This is a genomic window from Streptomyces sp. NBC_00433, assembly GCA_036015235.1.
GTDB lineage: Bacteria > Actinomycetota > Actinomycetes > Streptomycetales > Streptomycetaceae > Actinacidiphila.
This window is the reverse complement of sequence record CP107926.1, coordinates 6,023,654-6,041,615: the sequence shown is the minus strand read 5'-3', so window position 1 is coordinate 6,041,615 and position 17,962 is coordinate 6,023,654. Positions and strand designations below refer to the sequence as shown.

The following is a 17,962-nucleotide window of genomic DNA, read 5'->3' as shown; positions in this document are numbered from 1 at the left end:
TCGGTTCACAGAGAAATGCTGTCATGGTGACAACGGTTCACAGGGCCACCGGGCCCGCCGAGCACAGGGGGGAATTCCCATGTCCACGATCTCTCTCGTCCGCCTCGCCGCCGCGGGCACCGTCGTCGCCGTCCTCGCGATCGGCGCGGCGGCCTGCGGTCCCGCGGACGACTCGGCCTCCTCGGCCGACTCGACCAGCGGCAAAGCGACCGCCGCCGCCTCGTCCGCCCCCGCGTCCGCGCCCGCAAAGAAGAAGGAGGGCAAGCCCGCGGCCAAGCCGGCCTTCAAGGGCGACGGCACCTTCCAGGTGGGCGCCGACATCAAGCCCGGCACCTACCGGACGAGCGGAGACGACGACGGCATGTGCTACTGGGAGCGGGCCAAGGACGCCAAGAACGACACCGACTCGATCCTGGCCAACGACACGGTCGCCGGCAGCAGCTACGTGACGATCAAGCCGACCGACAAGGTCTTCACCTCGACGGACTGCAAGGACTGGTATCCGGCCGGGGTGGACAAGCCGAGCGCGCCCAAGACGTCGATGGGCGACGGCATGTACAAGGTGGGCACGGACATAGCCGCCGGCACCTACAAGTCCAAGGGCGGCGAGACCTGCTACTGGGAGCGCACCAAGGACGCGCTGCACGACGTGGACTCGATCACGGCGAACGACAACGTCACGGGCCAGGCCGTGGTCACCATCACCGCCAAGGACGCCTTCTTCAAGACGGCCGACTGCGGCACCTGGACGAAGACCGGCTGAGCCTGCGGCCGCGCCCCGCCGCCACTTCGCCGCCCCCGGAGCCACCAGGGCGGGCGAGGCGGAGTGGGCGGGGGCGGAGGCCGCGCCGGGGAGGGGGCCCGTTTCGGGGCGGGCAGGCTCGTCCGTCCCACGGGTCCCGCGCGGACAGCGTCGTCCCGTATCTTTTCCCGCAGACCCGACCCCGCTTCCTCTGGAGGACGACGATGGACAGGGCCGAGGCCGTCATACCGGACAAGAGCGGCGAGGCCGCGCCGCGTGTCGCCTCGCCGGGCTCCACCGGCCTCGCGGGGCTGCGACTGCGGATCGCGGGGGCGCGGCTCGACCCGTATCTGCTGGGTGCCGTCTTCTTCGTCGCGTACGTTCTGCTGTCGCTGGTCCGGTATCGCCGGATGCTGACGATGTCCTGGGACCTGGGCATCTTCGAGGAGGCCGTGAAGGGCTACGCGCACCTGCACGCGCCGACCACTCAGCTGAAAGGCCCCGGCTTCAACGCGCTCGGCGACCACTTCAGCCCGGTCACCGCGCTGATAGCGCCCTTCTACCGGGTCTTCCCGACCCCGGCGACGCTGCTGGTCGCCCAGGCGCTGCTCTTCGCGCTGTCGGTGGTCCCGGTCACCCGGGGCGCCGCGCTGCTGCTGGGGCGGGGGCGCGGGCTGGCGGTGGGCGCGGCGTACGGGTTGTCGTGGGGGGTGCAGCGGGCCGTCGACTTCGACTTCCACGAGATCGCCTTCGCCATGCCGCTGCTGGCTTTCTCGCTGGAGGCGGTGATCCGCAAGCGCTGGGCGGCGGCAATGTGGTGGGCGCTGCCGCTGGTGCTGGTCAAGGAGGACATGGGCGTCACGGCCGCGACGATCGGCGCGATCGTCTGGTGGCGCACCAGGGAGTCGGCGGAGCCGGACGCGTCCGTCCCGGCGCAGGCGGCCGCGCCGGATGAGCAGAGCGCAGGCGGCCGACCCGCGGGCGACGGGGTCGGACCGGACGGGACCGAGCAGGGCAGCACACCGGAAGGAGGTGACCAGGTGGAGGCGCCGCTGAGCGACGCAGAGCGTTACGGGCCATGGGCGATCGGGCTGATGGGCTTCGGAGTGGCGGCGTCCGCGCTGGCCATCGGGGTACTGATCCCCGCCTTCCACGGCCCCGGCTACGACGCGTTCAACCACATCAACGGCGACGGCACGATGACCGGGCGCATCCCGTCCGGCACCGCGCTGCGGACCCTGCTGTGGATACTGCTGCCGACCAGCGGGCTGCTGGCGCTGCGGTCACCGCTGATCGTGGCGGCGCTGCCGACCATCGGGTGGCGCTTCCTGTCGCACTACCCGGAGAACTGGGGCACAGCCTGGCACTACAGCGCGGTGCTGATGCCGGTGATCTTCCTGGCCCTGGTGGACGCGGCGGACCGGTCCCGGCAGAGCCCGCGGCCGTGGCTGCGGTCGTACGCGTCGGGGGTGCCTGCCGCGGCGGTCGGCGCCGCGATGGCGCTGACCTTGTCGCTGCCACTGGCGTCGCTGGGCCATACCGACACCTACAAGGTCGACGCGCGCACCAAGTCGGTGGAGAAGGTCCTCGACCTGATACCCGACGGCGCCACCGTGGAGGCCAACGTCGGGCCGCTCAGCCGGCTGGTGCACCGCACCACCGTCTACTGGGTCGGCGGCACGAACGGGGTGGTGCCGCAGTACATCGCGCTGGACAACTCCAGCGGGTGGGTGACGGACCCGATGACCTACGGCACGTCGCTGCACCCCGGCGCGACCTACACGGAGATAGCCAACCAGGACGGCTACGTGATCCTGCGCCGGAACTAGGCGGACTAGGCAGGCCGGGTGCCGGCCGGACCGCCGTCGAGCGGGAGGTCGACCGGGTAGTCGACGTAGGCGAAGTGGCGGCTGTCGGGGGACCAGCTGTTGACGTTGAGGCTGCCCTGGCCGCCGAAGAAGGCGAGCAGGTCGCGGGGGGTGCCGCCGTCGGGGCCCAGCAGACGCAGGACGACGTCGCGGTCGGCGGGGTGGCCCTCGGTGCCCGGCGGGAAGCTGATGAAGAGGATGTGCCGTCCGTCGGGGGAGGGATGGGGGAACCAGTTGACGCGTTCGTCGGACGTCAGGCGGGTCAGGTCGGAGCCGTCGGGGCGCATACGGAAGAGCTGGGCGTGGCCCGGGGTGGCGGCGCCGTGCTCGGAGTTGAAGAGGATCCAGTCGCCGTCAGGGGTGAATTCCGGGCCGTCGGCGGGGGCCGGGGTGTCGGTCAGCCGGGTGTCGGGGCCGCCTGTAGAGGGGAGGGTGAAGATGTTGCGGTAGCCCCATTCGTCGCCGCCGTAGGGCTCGACGCCGACGTAGGAGAGGGTCAGCCCGTCCGGTGAGACGCCGTGCAGGAAGTGCCGGAAGGGGCCGGGGCCGCGGTCGTTGGTGACCCGGCGGGCCGGGCCGCCGGTGAAGGGCACCGCGTGGATGTGCCCGTCGCCGGCCGACAGGTAGATGGTGGCGCCGTCCGGCGAGAGCACATGGTCGTTGTTGGCGTCGGTGATGCCGCCGGTGTCGATGACCTCGGGCAGCACACCGTCGCCGGGGGCGGCGTCGGCGGGGATCCGCAGCAGCAGGCCGTCCTGGTTGACGACCAGCCAGCGGCCGTCGGGAGACCAGTTCGGCGCTTCCAGGGCGCTGTCCGCGGTCTCGTGCACCAAGCGCGGCTCACCGCCGTCGATGTCGCCGACCAGCAGCCGGGCGCGCTGCCCGGGAGCCAGCGGCCGTACGTTCGTCCCCGCACCGGTGATCGTCACGCCCGCACTGTAACCGCGGGCGGGGCGGCGGTCGCCGGCCGGGGGCGAGGTCCGAGAGGGCAGGGACGGGGCAGGGAAGGGAGGAGAGGGATGTGCGGGGGTTACGTGCCGAGGACGGTGGTCAGGAAGTCCGCGGTCCACTCGAGCAGTTCCCGGCCCACCACCGGCTTGCCGCCGATGCGGGCGGTGGCCGGGCGGGGCACCAGGACCTGGTGGGTGGCGGGCTTGAGTACGGCACGCGGGTGGAGCCTGGACAGCCGCAGCTCCTGCGACTCGCGCAGCTCGACCGGGCCGAAGCGGACGTTGGCGCCCTGGAGGGTGATGTCGGTGACGCCGACCTTGCGGGCCAGCATCCGCAGGCCGGCCACCAGCAGCAGGTTCTCCACCGGCTCGGGCAGCGGGCCGTAACGGTCGACCAGCTCCTCGCGGACGGCGGTGACGTCCTCAGCGGAGTTGGCGGCGGCGATGGCGCGGTAGGCCTGCAGGCGCAGCCGCTCGCCGGGGGCGTAGTCGTGCGGGACGTGGGCGTCGACCGGCAGCTCGATCTTGACCTCGAGCAGCGTCTCCTCCGGCTCGCCGCCCGACTCCAGGGCCGAGCGGTAGTCGGCGACGGCCTCGCCCACCATGCGCACGTAGAGGTCGAAGCCGACGCCCGCGATGTGGCCGGACTGCTCGCCGCCGAGGAGGTTGCCCGCGCCGCGGATCTCCAGGTCCTTCATGGCGACGTACATGCCGGCGCCCATCTCGGTGTGCTGGGCGATGGTGGCGAGCCGCTCGTGCGCGGTCTCGGTGAGCGGCTTCTCGGGCGGGTAGAGGAAGTAGGCGTAGCCGCGTTCGCGGGAGCGGCCCACCCGGCCTCGCAGCTGGTGCAGCTGGGACAGGCCGAAGGTGTCGCCGCGTTCCACGATCAGGGTGTTGGCGTTGGGGATGTCGATCCCGGACTCCACGATCGTGGTCGAGACCAGCACGTCGAAGCGCTTCTCCCAGAAGTCGACCACGACCGACTCCAGGGCGGTCTCCCCCATCTGCCCGTGGGCGGTGGCGATCCGCGCCTCCGGCACGATCTCGCGCAGCCGGGCGGCGGCCCGGTCGATGGACTCGACCCGGTTGTGGATGTAGAAGACCTGGCCCTCGCGCAGCAGTTCACGCCGGATGGCGGCGCCGATCTGCTTCTCCTCGTACGGTCCGACGAAGGTCAGCACGGGGTGCCGCTCCTCCGGCGGGGTGGTGATGGTCGACATCTCCCGGATGCCGGTGACCGCCATCTCCAGGGTGCGCGGGATGGGGGTGGCGGACATGGTCAGCACGTCGACGTTGGCGCGCAGCTTCTTGAGCTGCTCCTTGTGCTCGACGCCGAAGCGCTGCTCCTCGTCCACGACGACCAGGCCGAGGTCCTTGAAGCGGGTCTCGGCGGAGAAGAGCCGGTGGGTGCCGATGACGATGTCCACAGAGCCGTCGAGCAGCCCTTCGAGCACCGCCTTGGCCTCGGAGTCGCTCTGGAAGCGGGACAGCGCCCGCACGTTGACCGGGAACTGCGCGTAGCGCTCAGAGAAGGTGCCGAAGTGCTGCTGCACCAGCAGCGTCGTGGGCACCAGCACGGCCACCTGCTTGCCGTCCTGCACCGCCTTGAAGGCCGCCCGCACCGCGATCTCGGTCTTGCCGTAGCCGACGTCGCCGCAGATCAGCCGGTCCATGGGCACGGACTTCTCCATGTCCTCCTTGACCTCGGCGATGGTGGTGAGCTGGTCGGGGGTCTCCGCGTAGGGGAAGGCGTCCTCCAGCTCGCGCTGCCAGGGCGTGTCGGGCCCGAAGGTGTGGCCTGGCGCGGCCATCCGGGCGGAGTACAGCCTGATCAGGTCGGCGGCGATCTCCTTGACCGCCTTCTTCGCCCGCGCCTTGGTCTTCGTCCAGTCGGCGCCGCCCAGCCGGTGCAGCGTCGGGGCCTCGCCGCCGACGTATTTGGTGATCTGCTCCAGCTGCTCGGTGGGCACGAACAGCCGGTCGCCCGGCTGGCCGCGCTTGGCGGGGGCGTATTCGACGACCAGGTATTCGCGCGTGGCGCCCTGGACGGTGCGCTGCACCATCTCCACGTAGCGGCCGACGCCGTGCTGCTCGTGCACGATGTAGTCGCCGCCGACCAGGGTGAGCGGGTCGATGGTCTTGCGGCGCCGGGACGGCATCCGGCCCATGTCCTTGGTGGAGGACCGCTGCCCCGACAGGTCGGTCTCGGTCAGCACCGCGAGCCGCAGCCCCGGGTCGATGAAGCCGTGCTCGATCGAACCGGTCGCGACCTGCACCACGGAGGCCGCCAGCTCGGTCAGCTCGATGTCGAGCCTGGCCGCGATGCCCTCGCCCGCCAGCACCTCGGCGACCCGGGCGGCCGGGCCGTGGCCCTCGGTGACGTAGACCGTCCGCCAGCCGTCGGCGATCCAGCCCTTGGTGTCGGCAAGCGCCCGTGCGGTGTCGCCGCGGTAGAGCTCGGGGGCGCGCATGCCCAGCTTGAGGGTGTCGCCGTCCAGGTCGCCGGCCTCGTCGGCGGCGAAGGGGCTCACCGACCACCACGGCACGCCCAGCTCGCGGGCCCGCTCGCGGACATCGGCGATCGGCCACAGCGACGCGGCGCCGAGGTCGATCGGCGCCTCGCCGCCGCCGGCCGAGGCCGCCCAGGACGCCTCGAGGAATTCCTGCGAGGTCGCCACCAGGTCGGCGGCCCGGGTCCGCACCCGCTCCGGGTCGCACACCACGGTCATCGACCCGGCGGGCAGCACGTCGAGCAGCAGCTCCATGGAGTCCACCAGCACCGGGGCCAGCGACTCCATGCCCTCGACCGCGATGCCCTCGGCGATCTTGTCCAGCAGTTCGCGCAGCTCGGGGTGCTGGACGGCCAGCTCGGCGGCCCGCGCCCTGACGTCGTCGGTGAGCAGCAGCTCGCGGCAGGGCGGCGCCCACAGCCCGTGTTCCGCGACCTCCAGCGACCGCTGGTCGGCGACCTTGAAGTAGCGGATCTCCTCGACCTCGTCGCCCCAGAACTCGACCCGCAGCGGGTGCTCCTCGGTCGGCGGGAAGACGTCCAGGATGCCGCCGCGCACCGCGAACTCGCCGCGCTTCTCGACCAGCTCCACGCGGGCGTACGCGGCTGCCGCCAGGCCGTCGACGACCGCGCCCAGGTCGGCGCTGCCGCCGCTGCTCAGCGCGACCGGCTCCAGGTCGCCGAGGCCCTTGACCTGCGGCTGCAGCACCGAGCGGATCGGGGCGACCACGACCTGCACGGGGCCGGCCGACGGGTCGTCGGCCCGCGGGTGCGCGAGGCGGCGCAGCACCGCGAGCCGGCGGCCGACGGTGTCGCTGCGCGGCGACAGCCGCTCGTGCGGCAGCGTCTCCCACGCCGGATACTCCACCACGGTGTCCGGCGGCAGCATCGAGCGCAGTGCCGCGGCCAGGTCCTCGGTCTCACGCCCGGTGGCGGTGACGGCGAGCACGGTGCGGTGCGCCTTGGCGGCGAGTGCCGCGACGGCCAGCGGGCGGGCGGCCGGCGGGCCGACCAGGTCCACATGCGGCCGCGATCCGGAGACCGCGGCCTGGACCGCCTCAGCGAGGGCGCTGTCGGCGAGGGCTGCGTCGACCAGACCGTTGAGACTCATACAGGGTTCCGTCCCGGGGTGTGCGTAGGGGGGCGCCGCCCCCTTTGCTTCCGCAGGCAACGCGAACCGCCCGACACGTGTCACGGGCCGGGGGTCTCTCCAGCGTACGGCCTCCGGCCCGGCTTCACCGCCGGACCGGCGCAAGGCGGCGGCCTTGCGCCGGCCGCGGGGGAACCGCGCGCGCCGGAACGCACAGGCACCCCCGCGCCCAGGCGGGCACGGGGGTGCGGGGGTGTGCGGCGGCGCTAGTCCGTCGCGATGGCGTTCAGGACGTTCATGCGGCCCGCCCGGAAGGCCGGGAGGAGGGCGGCGAGGAGGCCGACCACCGCGGAGCCGATGAAGACGACCACGATCGTCGTCCAGGGGATCTGCAGGATGCCCAGGCCCTGGGAGGCCAGGACCCGCTGGCCGGTGGCGCCCCAGCCGAGGCCGAGGCCGAGGCCCACGAGGGCGCCGAAGAGGGCGATGACGACCGACTCCAGTCGGATCATCCGGCGCAGCTGGCGCCGCGAGGTGCCGATGGCCCGCATGAGGCCGATCTCCCGGGTGCGTTCGACCACCGACAGGGCCAGGGTGTTCACCACGCCCAGGATGGCGACGATGATCGCGAGGCCGAGCAGCGCGTAGATCATGTAGAGCAGCTGGTTGACCTGGCTCTGGATGAGGTCCTTGTAGTCGGCCTGGTCGCGGACGTCGATCTGCGGGTAGGCCTTGACGGACGCCTTGAGCGAGGCGTAAGCCTCCTTCTCCTTGCCGTCCACCGCCTTGGCGAACATCATGAAGTCGCCGGGCATCTTGTCCGCGGGCAGGTAGCTGCGGGCGGTCGCGATGTTGGTGAACATCGACCCGTGCTCGATGCTGGTGTCGTCGCTGGTGATCGCGGCGACCTTGAGGTGGGCGGGCCTGCCGCCGGTCATGAGCACGGTCAGCTCGTCGCCGAGTTTGACCTTGTGGTCCTTGGCGAAGCCCTCGGGCACGGACATCGCGTCCTTGCCGTAGGCGTCGGTGAGCTTGCCCTGGACGGTCTTGAGCTCCAGGTCCTGCGGGTAGGTCGGGTCGGCCGCGCTCAGGTCGGTCTTGACGGTGCTGCCGTTCGGCAGCGTGAGCTTGGCGTTCACGATGGTGTAGTGGGTGAAGTGCTCGATGTTCCTGGTCGAGCTGAGCGCCTTCTCGGCGGCCGGGGTGAGGGTCTGGTTGCCGTTGTTGCCGACCTGGACGATGAAGTCCGCGCCGACCGACTTGTCGAGCTGGTCGTTGGCGGAGGCCACCATGGACGAGCCGACCACCGACATGCCGGCCACCAGGGCCAGGCCGATCATCAGCGCGGAGGCGGTGGCGCCGGTACGCCGCGGGTTGCGCAGCGCGTTGCGCTCGGCGAGGCGTCCCATCGGGCCGAAGAAGCGCAGCACCACCGCGCTCACCGCCCGGACGATGACGCCGGCGAGCAGCGGGCCGACGATGACGAAGCCGACCAGGGTGAGCAGCACGCCCAGGCCCAGCAGGCTGCCCCCGGAGGAGGCCTTGTCGGCCTGTCCCGCGCCGATCAGGGCCAGCCCGCCGGCCGCGCAGACCAGGATGCCGATCGCGGCGCGGATGCGTCCGGCCCTGCCGTCGGCCGGGGTCCCGGCGTCCCGCAGCGCGGCCATCGGGGAGATCTTGCCCGCCCGGCGGGCCGGGATGTAGGCGGAGACCACGGTGACGATGACGCCGATGGCCAGGCCGACGACCGGGGTGGTGGCCTTGATGGTCAGCTCGGAGGTGTCGAGCTTCATCCCGACCTTGCCCATCAGGTTCATCAGCCCGATGGCCAGCCCGATGCCGCCGCCGATGCCGAGCACCGAGCCGGTGATGCCGAGCAGCACCGCCTCGATCAGCACCGACCTGTTGACCTGCCGGCGGCTGGAGCCGAGCGCCCGCATCAGCCCGATCTCCCGGGTGCGCTGGGCGACCAGCATGGAGAAGGTGTTGACGATCAGGAAGATGCCGACCAGGACGGCGATCCCGGCGAAGCCGAGCATCGCGTATTTCATGAAGTTCAGGAAGCCGCCGAGGTCGTCCTGGTCCTTCTTCTTGGTCTCGGCCGCGGTGTCGATGGTGTAGCCGCTGCCGATGGCCGCCTTGACGTTCTGCTTGAGCTGGTCGTCGGTGGTGCCGGAGGCGGCGGTGAGGCCGAAGCCGGTGTATTCCGACGTGTTGCCGAGCAGCTTGGCCTGGGCGGTGGCGGTGTCGATGTAGACGACGGCCGCGCCCGGGTTGGTGGTCTTGAAGGTCGCGATGCCGGAGATGGTGACCTTGAAGTCGCCGGGGGCCGCGATGATCCGCAGCGTGTCGCCGATCTTCAGGTCGTGCTTCTTGGCGGTGTCGGCGTCGAGCACCGCCTGGTCGGAGCCCTGCGGGATGTGGCCGGAGGAGACCTCGACGGCCTTGGTCTCGGTCGGGTCCCAGTTGCTGACGATGGTCGGGGCGCCGGACGACGGGCTGATCTTGTCGTCGTTCGCGTCGGCGACGGTGACGTCCTCGCTGGTGACGTCGGGGTCGGACTTCGCGACGCCCGCCACCTTCTCCAGCTTCTGCTGGAGCGAGGCGGGGACGGCGTCCGGCATCCCGGTGGCCTGCCGGTCGTCGATCTTCTTGGCGCTGATGGTGACGTCGGAGGCGGTGGAGCCGAAGAGCTTGTCGAAGGTGGCGGTCATGGTGTCGGTGAACACCAGGGTGCCGCAGACGAAGGCCACCGAGAGCATGACGGCGATCGCCGAGAGGGCCATTCTTCCCTTGTGCGCGAAGAAGTTGCGCACCGAGGTCTTGAAGACGGTCATGAGGTCCTCCCGCGACCGTCGAAGGACTTCATGCGCTCCAGGACCGACTCGGCGGTCGGGTTGGCCATCTCGTCCACGATCCGGCCGTCGGCCAGGTAGAGGACGCGGTCGGCGTAGGAGGCGGCGACCGGGTCGTGGGTGACCATGACGATGGTCTGGCCGAGTTCGTCGACCGAGCGGCGCAGGAAGCCGAGCACTTCGGCGCCGGCCCGCGAGTCGAGGTTTCCGGTCGGCTCGTCGCCGAAGATGATCTCGGGGCGGGCGGCCAGGGCGCGGGCGACGGCCACGCGCTGCTGCTGGCCGCCGGACAGCTGGGTCGGGCGGTGCTTGAGCCGGCCGGCCAGGCCGACGGTCTCCACGACCCGGTCGAACCACTCGCGGTCGACCTTGCGGCCGGCGATGTCCATCGGCAGCGTGATGTTCTCCGCCGCGTTGAGGGTCGGGAGCAGGTTGAAGGACTGGAAGATGAAGCCGATCTTGTCCCGGCGCAGCTGGGTGAGCTTCTTGTCCTTCATGCCGGTGATCTCGCTGTCGCCGACCCAGATCCGGCCTTCTGTGACCGTGTCGAGTCCGGCGAGGCAGTGCATGAGGGTGGACTTGCCGGATCCTGAGGGGCCCATGATCGCGGTGAAGCGGCCGCGGGCGATGTCGACGTCGACCGCGTCCAGCGCGACGACCTTGGTCTCGCCCGCGCCGTAGGACTTCGTCACGGAGCGCCCCGCAGCGGCAACAGCCGAACGTTCTCCGTTGCCCCCGGACTTGGGAATCGTCACTGCCGTTGTCACTGTGTCTCCTGTGTCGTGTGTGTCATTGCGTGTCGTCGGTGGTGTCGTGGGTCGCGCTGCTGCTGTGGCACCAGCCTGCCGGAGCCGGCCGGGCGGGGCGATGGGGAAGGTCTCCGTCTTGCGGTGGGGGTATCCCCACCCCGCCCTATGACCGTATGGAGCGCATAAGGCGGGAGCGTCATCCGCCGGTACGAACCTGGGGACGCCGAAAGTAGGTGCCTCCCCCTAGGGGACGAACGGCCCCGGCTCCTACCGGAGTAAGGGGCGGGGGTCGCCGCCCGGCTCAGCGCGGGTGCGGGAGCGGCTCAGCCGGCCGCGAGGGTGAGCCGTACGGTGCGGCCGCCGCCGATCAGGGCGGCCAGCGCGAGGTCGATGTCGGGGCCGGCGTACCAGTCACCCGCGTGGTCGATGCTGTAGACCCGGCCCTCGGCGTCGATGGCCAGCAGGGCGCCGGAGCCGGGCTCCTCGCCGAGCGGGCTGACCTCGGTCTCCAGCGCCCTGCCGAGGTCGGCGAACGTACGCGCCATGTGCAGGCCCACCAGCGGGTCGACGGTGACCGCGCTGGGCGCGACCTGCCGGCCGGGGCCCGAGGCGGGCGGGTAGGCCAGGCCGCCGAATTCGGCCCACGCCTCGACGGCCGCCGGGAAGACGGCGTGCCGGTGCCCGCCGGGCGACACATGGTCGCGCAGCAGGCCCGCCCACTCCTCGGCCTGCTTGATGTCCCACCGGCCGGGCTCCCAGCCGCCGGCCCGCAGCGCGGCGTCGACGCCGACCGGGAAACGCACACTGACTGCCATCGGGTCGTTCATTCCCCCTCTGCCGACGGGTCGACGGCCCGCACACCGAAGTGCGCGAGCAGCGGTGCGCAGGAGCGGCACGGGGCGGCGTACGCGCCGTGCGCGGGGTCGCCGTCCTCGCGTATCCGGCGGGCCGTCAGCTTCGCCCCGCGCAGCGCCTTGCGCGCCTCGCTCTGGGTCAGCGGGCGGCGCGAGGCCCGCTTGCCCCGCTGCGCCTCGACCGCGGCGAGATGGCGTGAAATGAGCACCGGCTCCGCGCAGCGGCCGGTGAAGCGCTCCCGCTGGACGGCGGGCAGCGCGTCCAGGAACTCCTGCACGATCGGGTGCAGGACGGGCGGCTGGTCGCCCTTGGCTCCGGTGCAGGTGAGCACCTCGTCGCGGATGGACAGCGCGGCGGCGACCGCGGGCAGGATGCCGTCCCTGCGGTGCCGCAGCGGCGGCGGTCCCTCGCGGTGCCGGGGCGCGCTCCAGTTCAGCCTGGGGTCGGCGGCCCCTGCCGGCGGCAGTTGAGTTGTCATGTTTTACGTGCATCCCTCCGTCCGCCCGCCGGGGCGGGCGATCCCCCGTACGTTGATCAGAGTGCCAAACGGGCCACGAGATGGGGAAGCGGAACGCGGCGCCGCGCCCATTGTGTGTGGGCCATGTCACCGTCGGGTGACCGAACGCCGACACAGCAGGCACAGCGCGTACACGGCGAACACATGAACGGCACATCCGAAGCGCATGAACGCGCGGGCGCCGTACACAGCGGCGCCCGCCGTCGGCTGCGTACATTGCCGCGTCTCGCGCATATCGCGCATATGTACGCCGGCGGGCCCGCCGTCCGCAGGCGCCGCACAGGCGGGACACAGCGTCAGGGCCCGGCATGGACGCGGGGCACCGCGGCAGGGAGGATCGGCAGTCGGCCCGCTCCCGCGGGTCCCCCCACACCGCCGAACCAGGGAATGTGACCTCGATGCACAAGACCCGGCTCCGTCTGGCCGCCGCCGCGCTCCCCGCGCTGCTCCTCGCCGCCGCCTGCTCCTCCTCCGGCGACTCCCCCTCACCGGACGCCTCGAAGGGCCCCGACGGCACGTCGAACATACTCAGCGGCAAGGCGCCCCTGACCACCGAGCAGCTCAGCAAGGCCCTGGTCACGGACTCCGACGTGCCCGGCTGGACCATCCAGCCGTCGCAGACCGCCGACTCCTCCGACACCTCCACGCTGACCGCGGACAAGCCGGCCTGCCAGCCGCTGGCCGACATCACCAGCAGCAATCCGAAGATCCACCGGATGGCCTTCATCGGCGCCGCCTTCGCCAAGACCACGGCGACCACCGGCGCGACGCCCGAGGTGATCAACCAGATGCTGGTGGCCAGCCACGCGCCGGGCGACGCGAAGAAGGTCATCGACTCGGTCAAGACCGCGCTCGCCGGCTGCACGGGCTTCACCGCCGTCGACAGCACGGGCACGAAGACGCCGTTCACCGTCAGCAAGGGCCCGGCGGTGCCGACCGGCGACGAGTCGGTGTCGTATCTGATGAACGACGCGGCGGACAAGAAGACCGGTGCCGCGCTGGTGGCCGTCGTGCAGACCGGCGACACGGTGACCGCGTACCTGTCGGTCAAGTCCAGCGGCGGCGCGGGCCCGCTGCCGATCGACGTGGTGCGCAAGCAGAGCGAGAAGCTCAAGGCGGCGCTCGCTGCGAGGAAGTAGCACGGGCGGCAGGAAGAGGCAGCGAAGCAGGCGAGGAAGCAGGGGCGGAAGACCGCAGGACCTGTGAGCAGCCCCACAGCGGATGTGGCGGCCCGATTGCCGTAAAGTCGCGCGGCAACGGGCCGCCGCCCGTGGGATCGCCGTCGCCCAGGGGACGCCGGGGACGGACACGACACAGGGGATCGCATCGATGCCGATACGCGCAGACCATCGCCTACTGACCGGTAGACGGGCCGTGGCCGCCGCCGCGCTGCTGCCCGCCCTCGCGCTCGCGACCGGCTGCGGCGGCGGTGGCGGCGACAAGCCGGGGCCGGTGGCTTCCGGCGCCGTGCCCATCGCCAAGCTGACGTCGGCCCTGCTGACCTCCTCCGACCTGCCGCACGTCCAGGTGCTGCCGGCCGGCAGCAAGGACCTGCTGCTCGGCGCCGCGGCGAAGGCCGACGTGCCGGCCTGCCAGCCGGTGGTCGACCAGTGGACCAGCCAGCCCAAGCACCCGCGGCAGGTCTACACCGGCGCGATGGTCACCGACACCACGGACCCGGACAAGGGCGCGAAGGCCATCTCGCTGACCGTCATCGCCTCGTACAAGGTGGGCGACGCGAAGGCGGTCCTGGACGACCTGACCGCGGCTCTCGCCGCCTGCCACGACTACGCGGTGACGCGCGGCGGGGTGACCACGCACTTCGAGGTGAAGCCCGCGGCCGCCGACGCGGGGCTCGGCGACCAGCAGGCCTCGTACACGATCGGCGACACCGCCAAGGGCGCCGCGGGCCAGGTGCTGGTGACCGTGATCAGGGCCGGCGACACGACGGCGGCCTTCGAGACGGTGCGCGCCGACCACAAGCCGGCGTCCCTGCGCCGCACGATCCCGGTCGAGCAGGTCGCCAAACTCCGCACCGCGGCCAAGGGCAACTGACAGGCCCGCGCGGACCGGCACAATCGCCGGTCAGCGCACTTGCGACAGCTGATGACCTCAGGCCCTAGGCTGTCGTCATCACCCGTACGCACCAGGGGGCAGCAGTCATGACGACAGGTCGGCAAGGGCTGGGGGCAGCGCCTCCCGGCCCCGGAGCGGGGGGTCGGACCGCGCCGCCGAACGCGGCCTACGCCGGGCAGGTCGTGCACTTCCCCGACCCGCTACGGGCCGGCCGCCACCCGCAGGGGGTGTGGATCGACGACGAGGGGCACCCCGACTTCTCGCCGTACGCCCGCGCCGCGGCCGAGATAGCCGAGCCCCCCGAGGGCTTCGGTATCGACGAACTGCGGCTGACCGACTACGTCTCGGCGAATGCCGCGCTGCACGCCGCGGGCCACGAACTGTGGGGCAGCCTGCCCCCGGTGGCCACTCCGCACGGCTGGACCTGGCACCACGTGGCGGGCGGCCGCCGGCTCGAACTGGTCCCGGCCGAGGTCAAGGCGCTGCTGCGGCACCACGGCGGGCTCGCGGGGTCCGTCGCCGACCACGCCAAGCGCGGCACCCGCCCGCTCCAGGAGACCCGGCCGGTGCATTTCGCGCTGCCGAAGGACCCGGTGGCGGTCAGCGAGGCGCAGGTGCGGGACGTCGAGGAGGAGTTGGGCTACCGGCTGCCGGGGTCCTACCGGGCCTTCCTGAAGGCGGCGGGCGGCTGCGCGCCGCGCGGGGTGGCGCTCGACCCGGAGTTGGGGCTGCTGATCGACCAGCCGTTCTTCACCGTCCGCGACACCGCGGCGGCCAACGACCTGGTCTACGTCAACAAGTGCCTGCGCGACCACCTCACCAAGGACTACCTGGCGATCGGCTACGTCCAGGGCGGGCTGCTCGCGGTGCGGGTGAAGGGTCCGGGCGCGGGCTCGGTGTGGTTCTGCGCCTACGACGACGCGCGCGACGGCGACCGCTGGGACAGCCCGGCGGACCGGGTCGCCGAACTGCTGCTGCCGTGCGGCGATTCGATCGACGCCTTCCTGCTGCGGCTCGCGGGCAATCCGCCGGAGCTGGAGACGGTCGCGAACCTGATGGTCGACGGTGGTTTCGCCACCGCCGCCGCGGTGGAGGGGTGAGCCGGACATGGTGACTTTCGCTCAGGCGCAGGAGCGCGCGGAGCACTGGATCAACGGCGATGTGCCGCCGTACGAGCACCGCGACGTCCGGGTCCGCGAGTTCGACCTCGGCTTCGTCATCTGGTCGGAGCCGCGCGAGGGCGGCCCGTCGGCGGACGACGGCGGCGACATACGGGTGGTCATCGCCCGCGACAGCGGGGACGCGACCTTGTGGCCCGCCCTGCCCATCGGCGAGCTGATCCGCCGCTACGAGGAGGAGTACGGCGCAGTGCCGAACGACGCGGCGCCCGAACCGCCCCAGCGCATCGATCTGGAGGCGACGTCCTTCCTGCTGAGCCCGCCGCAGTGGCTGCAGGACGCGGCCGACCGGATGGGCATCCCGGACCGCAGGTCCGACAGCGCGGGTGACGGCGACAGCGGCTCGGACAGTGCGGCGACCCCGTCGGGCACCGGGGATTCCGTAGGCCGGATCGACTACCGGCGGCCCGCCGCCGCGCAGAGCACGCCCCAGGAGTCCGAGGGGCGGCAGCCCGCGGCCGCGTCCGAGGGTCCCGGCGGCGTCGACTACGTACGCCGGCCCGCCGCCGTGCCCGAGCAGAGCGGGCAGCAGGACGGCGGCAGCTGGGCGGGCAAGACGGTCAGCGACTCCGGCGAGGGCGAGTCCGTGCCGGTTCCCGCCACCGTCTTCGCGCCGCCGCTCAGCGGCGCCGAACTGCGCCAGGAGCCGCCGCAGCCCGACTCCGCCGAGGCGCGCACCAAGCTGCTGCCCGGCGGCAGCGGCCTGCCCCGGTCCGAGCAGCAGGACCGGCAGGCACCTCTCCCGGCGCATGGCGGGGTGCCGCACACGGTGGGCGGCTCCGCCTATCCCCCGCCGAGCGGCCCCGGTGTCCCCCTCCCCCCGCCGCCCGCGGGTGCGAGCGCCGGCAATATGCCGAGCGGCGCCGCGGACATCTCGGGGCTGGAGACGGCGAAGGCGGTCCGCGGCAGTGTGCCGCCGGCTCCGCCTTCCTCGCAGGGCGGTACGCCCCAGCCCCCGCCACCGCCGCCTTACGCGGGCGGTCCGACGCCCCCGCCGCCCCCGGCGGCCAACGACCCGCACTACGCCGCGACCATGCTCGCGGCCCCCGGCGGCGGCACCCCGCCGCACGTGCCCTTCGCCGGGATGCCCGGCGGCGGTACGCCTCCCCCGCCGCCCTATGCGGGCGGCCAGGACGCCCCGCCCCCGCCGCCGCCCTACGCAGGCGGCGGACCCGGCGCACCCGCGTCCCCGGCGGGCAATGACCCGCACTACGCCGCGACCATGATGGCCGGGCCCGGCACCCCGCCGCCCGCGCCCTTCCCGGGAGCACCCGGCGGCGGCATGCCCCAGCCCCCGCCCCCGCCGCCTTACGCGGGCGGTCCGACGCCCCCGCCGCCCCCGGCGGCCAACGACCCGCACTACGCGGCCACCATGATGGCCGGGCCCCCGGTCGGCGGGCCGGGTCCGGGCGGCCCGCCGCCCCCGCCGCCCGGCCCGTTCGCCGGTGCGCCCCAGCCCCCGCCGCCGCCCTATGCGGGCGGTCCTGCCGCACCGCCGCCGCCCGCGCCCGCCTACGGCTATCCGCAGCCGCCTGGCGGTGTGCCGACGGTGGGGCCCGGCTACATGGCGGTGCTGCGCTACCGCGGCCAGGACGGCAGCGAGCAGCAGATCATCCGGCGCTCCGCGCCCGGCACCCCGCATCCCGAGTGGCAGATCCTGCACGAGCTGCGCTCGGCCGGGGTGCGCCCCGAGCAGGTGCTCGAACTGCACACCGAACTGGAGTCCTGCGACCTGCCCGGCGGTTACTGCACCCGGATGATCAGGGAGACCTGGCCGCAGGTGCGGATCAGCCACACCGCGCCCTACGGGCGGGACCACGCGAGCCGCCGGCAGGGCGTACAGCACCTGCTGACGCACCAGGGCGAGCTGCACCAGGTGGCGGGGGCCCCGGCCCGCCCGCAGCCGCAGCGGGTGCCGATGCCGGACCCGCACACGGTGCTCCGGGTGCCGCCGGTCGGGCTCGACGTGATCGGGCAGGAGCTCGCCGGCGCCTTCGGGCCGCCCGGTGTCTTCCGCTTCGAGCAGCGGGCCGTCTCCCGGCAGGGGGTGCCGGACATCGTGGCGCAGACCCTGATGTGGGCGGGGCTGCCGGTGGACTTCGGGCCGTTCTTCTGGGCGCAGGCGCAGCCCGGCCAGCCGGTGCCGACGCTGGCGGAGCTGGCCGTCTCGCGCGGTGTGCAGCCGGCCGCGGACGCGGGCTCGTACCTGGTGATGGGCAACGACTTCGGGCGCCAGCTGTGCGTGCAGTACGGCACCGCGCACATCGTGGCGCTGCCGCTGGAGGCGGGTCCTGCCGGTTCGCCGCCGGCGGCGCCGCAGTTCGTCAATTCCAGCCTGCCCGAATTCGCCCGCAGCCTGGCGCTGCTCGGCCGGATGTGGCGGCTGCGGATCGGGCTCACGCCCGAGCAGGCGGGGCACTGGACGGTGGACTTCCAGGCGGAGCTGGCCGCGCAGGACCCGGCGGCGATCGCGTCGCCCGACAACTGGTGGTCGGTGCTGATCGAGCAGATGTGGGACGGGCTGCTCTAGGGCGTGCGTGCCAGGCGCCGCCAGCCGGACGGGATTTGTCGGA

General features: G+C 72.7%; 12 protein-coding genes. 6 read left to right on the top strand and 6 right to left on the bottom strand.

The features are described 5' to 3' along the window. The first annotated feature begins 79 nt into the window (after window positions 1–79). Together OG900_25830 and OG900_25825 are read left to right on the top strand one after the other, a co-directional pair. Complete coding sequence (locus OG900_25830; GenBank protein WUH93198.1) at window positions 80–763, top strand: hypothetical protein; 684 nt, start codon at window positions 80–82, stop codon at window positions 761–763. Between the two features lie 203 nt (window positions 764–966). Next, on the top strand, window positions 967–2,571 hold the full coding sequence (locus OG900_25825) for a DUF2079 domain-containing protein (GenBank protein WUH93197.1): 1,605 nt from the start codon (window positions 967–969) through the stop codon (window positions 2,569–2,571). A 5-nt stretch (window positions 2,572–2,576) separates the two neighbouring features. On the opposite strand, the gene OG900_25820 is transcribed toward OG900_25825, so the two are convergent. The 6 genes from OG900_25820 to OG900_25795 all read right to left on the bottom strand — a co-directional run bounded on the left by OG900_25820 (window position 2,577) and on the right by OG900_25795 (window position 12,096). Further along, entirely contained in the window at window positions 2,577–3,539 is a 963-nt protein-coding gene (locus OG900_25820) for a hypothetical protein (protein ID WUH93196.1), read from the bottom strand. Window positions 3,540–3,640: 101 nt separating this feature from the next. Next, entirely contained in the window at window positions 3,641–7,180 is a 3,540-nt protein-coding gene (mfd, locus tag OG900_25815) for a transcription-repair coupling factor (protein WUH93195.1), read from the bottom strand. Between the two features lie 245 nt (window positions 7,181–7,425). Next, window positions 7,426–9,996: an ABC transporter permease gene (locus OG900_25810; protein WUH93194.1), complete on the bottom strand. Its 2,571-nt coding sequence runs from the start codon at window positions 9,994–9,996 to the stop codon at window positions 7,426–7,428. Further along, the gene (locus OG900_25805) at window positions 9,993–10,781 is read right to left on the bottom strand and encodes an ABC transporter ATP-binding protein (GenBank protein WUH93193.1); all 789 of its coding nucleotides are present in this window, start codon (window positions 10,779–10,781) and stop codon (window positions 9,993–9,995) included. The genes OG900_25810 and OG900_25805 overlap by 4 nt, the downstream gene beginning before the upstream one ends. A 305-nt stretch (window positions 10,782–11,086) precedes the next feature. Further along, the gene (locus OG900_25800; GenBank protein ID WUH93192.1) at window positions 11,087–11,578 is read right to left on the bottom strand and encodes an SUKH-3 domain-containing protein; all 492 of its coding nucleotides are present in this window, start codon (window positions 11,576–11,578) and stop codon (window positions 11,087–11,089) included. An 8-nt stretch (window positions 11,579–11,586) separates the two neighbouring features. After that, window positions 11,587–12,096, bottom strand: coding sequence for a YwqJ-related putative deaminase (locus OG900_25795; protein WUH93191.1), 510 nt, complete (start codon window positions 12,094–12,096; stop codon window positions 11,587–11,589). A 437-nt stretch (window positions 12,097–12,533) separates the two neighbouring features. Between OG900_25795 and OG900_25790 the strand changes: the two genes are divergently transcribed. The 4 genes from OG900_25790 to OG900_25775 all read left to right on the top strand — a co-directional run bounded on the left by OG900_25790 (window position 12,534) and on the right by OG900_25775 (window position 17,919). Then, window positions 12,534–13,274, top strand: coding sequence for a sensor domain-containing protein (locus OG900_25790; protein WUH93190.1), 741 nt, complete (start codon window positions 12,534–12,536; stop codon window positions 13,272–13,274). 235 nt (window positions 13,275–13,509) lie between these two features. After that, window positions 13,510–14,190 carry a hypothetical protein gene (locus OG900_25785; GenBank protein WUH93189.1) on the top strand — a complete coding sequence of 227 codons (681 nt, stop codon included), beginning with the start codon at window positions 13,510–13,512 and terminating at the stop codon, window positions 14,188–14,190. Window positions 14,191–14,297: 107 nt separating this feature from the next. Continuing rightward, entirely contained in the window at window positions 14,298–15,311 is a 1,014-nt protein-coding gene (locus OG900_25780) for an SMI1/KNR4 family protein (GenBank protein WUH93188.1), read from the top strand. Between the two features lie 7 nt (window positions 15,312–15,318). Next, entirely contained in the window at window positions 15,319–17,919 is a 2,601-nt protein-coding gene (locus tag OG900_25775; protein WUH93187.1) for an SUKH-4 family immunity protein, read from the top strand. The last annotated feature ends 43 nt before the right edge of the window (window positions 17,920–17,962 follow it).

Bases quoted from the DNA above. Each gene is read 5' to 3' on its own strand.
- OG900_25800 (WUH93192.1), bottom strand. From the start codon at position 11,578: ATGGCAGTCAGTGTGCGTTTCCCGGTCGGCGTCGACGCCGCGCTGCGG.
- mfd (WUH93195.1), bottom strand. From the start codon at position 7,180: ATGAGTCTCAACGGTCTGGTCGACGCAGCCCTCGCCGACAGCGCCCTC.
- OG900_25830 (WUH93198.1), top strand. From the start codon at position 80: ATGTCCACGATCTCTCTCGTCCGCCTCGCCGCCGCGGGCACCGTCGTC.
- OG900_25825 (WUH93197.1), top strand. From the start codon at position 967: ATGGACAGGGCCGAGGCCGTCATACCGGACAAGAGCGGCGAGGCCGCG.
- OG900_25780 (WUH93188.1), top strand. From the start codon at position 14,298: ATGACGACAGGTCGGCAAGGGCTGGGGGCAGCGCCTCCCGGCCCCGGA.
- OG900_25810 (WUH93194.1), bottom strand. From the start codon at position 9,996: ATGACCGTCTTCAAGACCTCGGTGCGCAACTTCTTCGCGCACAAGGGA.
- OG900_25775 (WUH93187.1), top strand. From the start codon at position 15,319: ATGGTGACTTTCGCTCAGGCGCAGGAGCGCGCGGAGCACTGGATCAAC.
- OG900_25795 (WUH93191.1), bottom strand. From the start codon at position 12,096: ATGACAACTCAACTGCCGCCGGCAGGGGCCGCCGACCCCAGGCTGAAC.
- OG900_25790 (WUH93190.1), top strand. From the start codon at position 12,534: ATGCACAAGACCCGGCTCCGTCTGGCCGCCGCCGCGCTCCCCGCGCTG.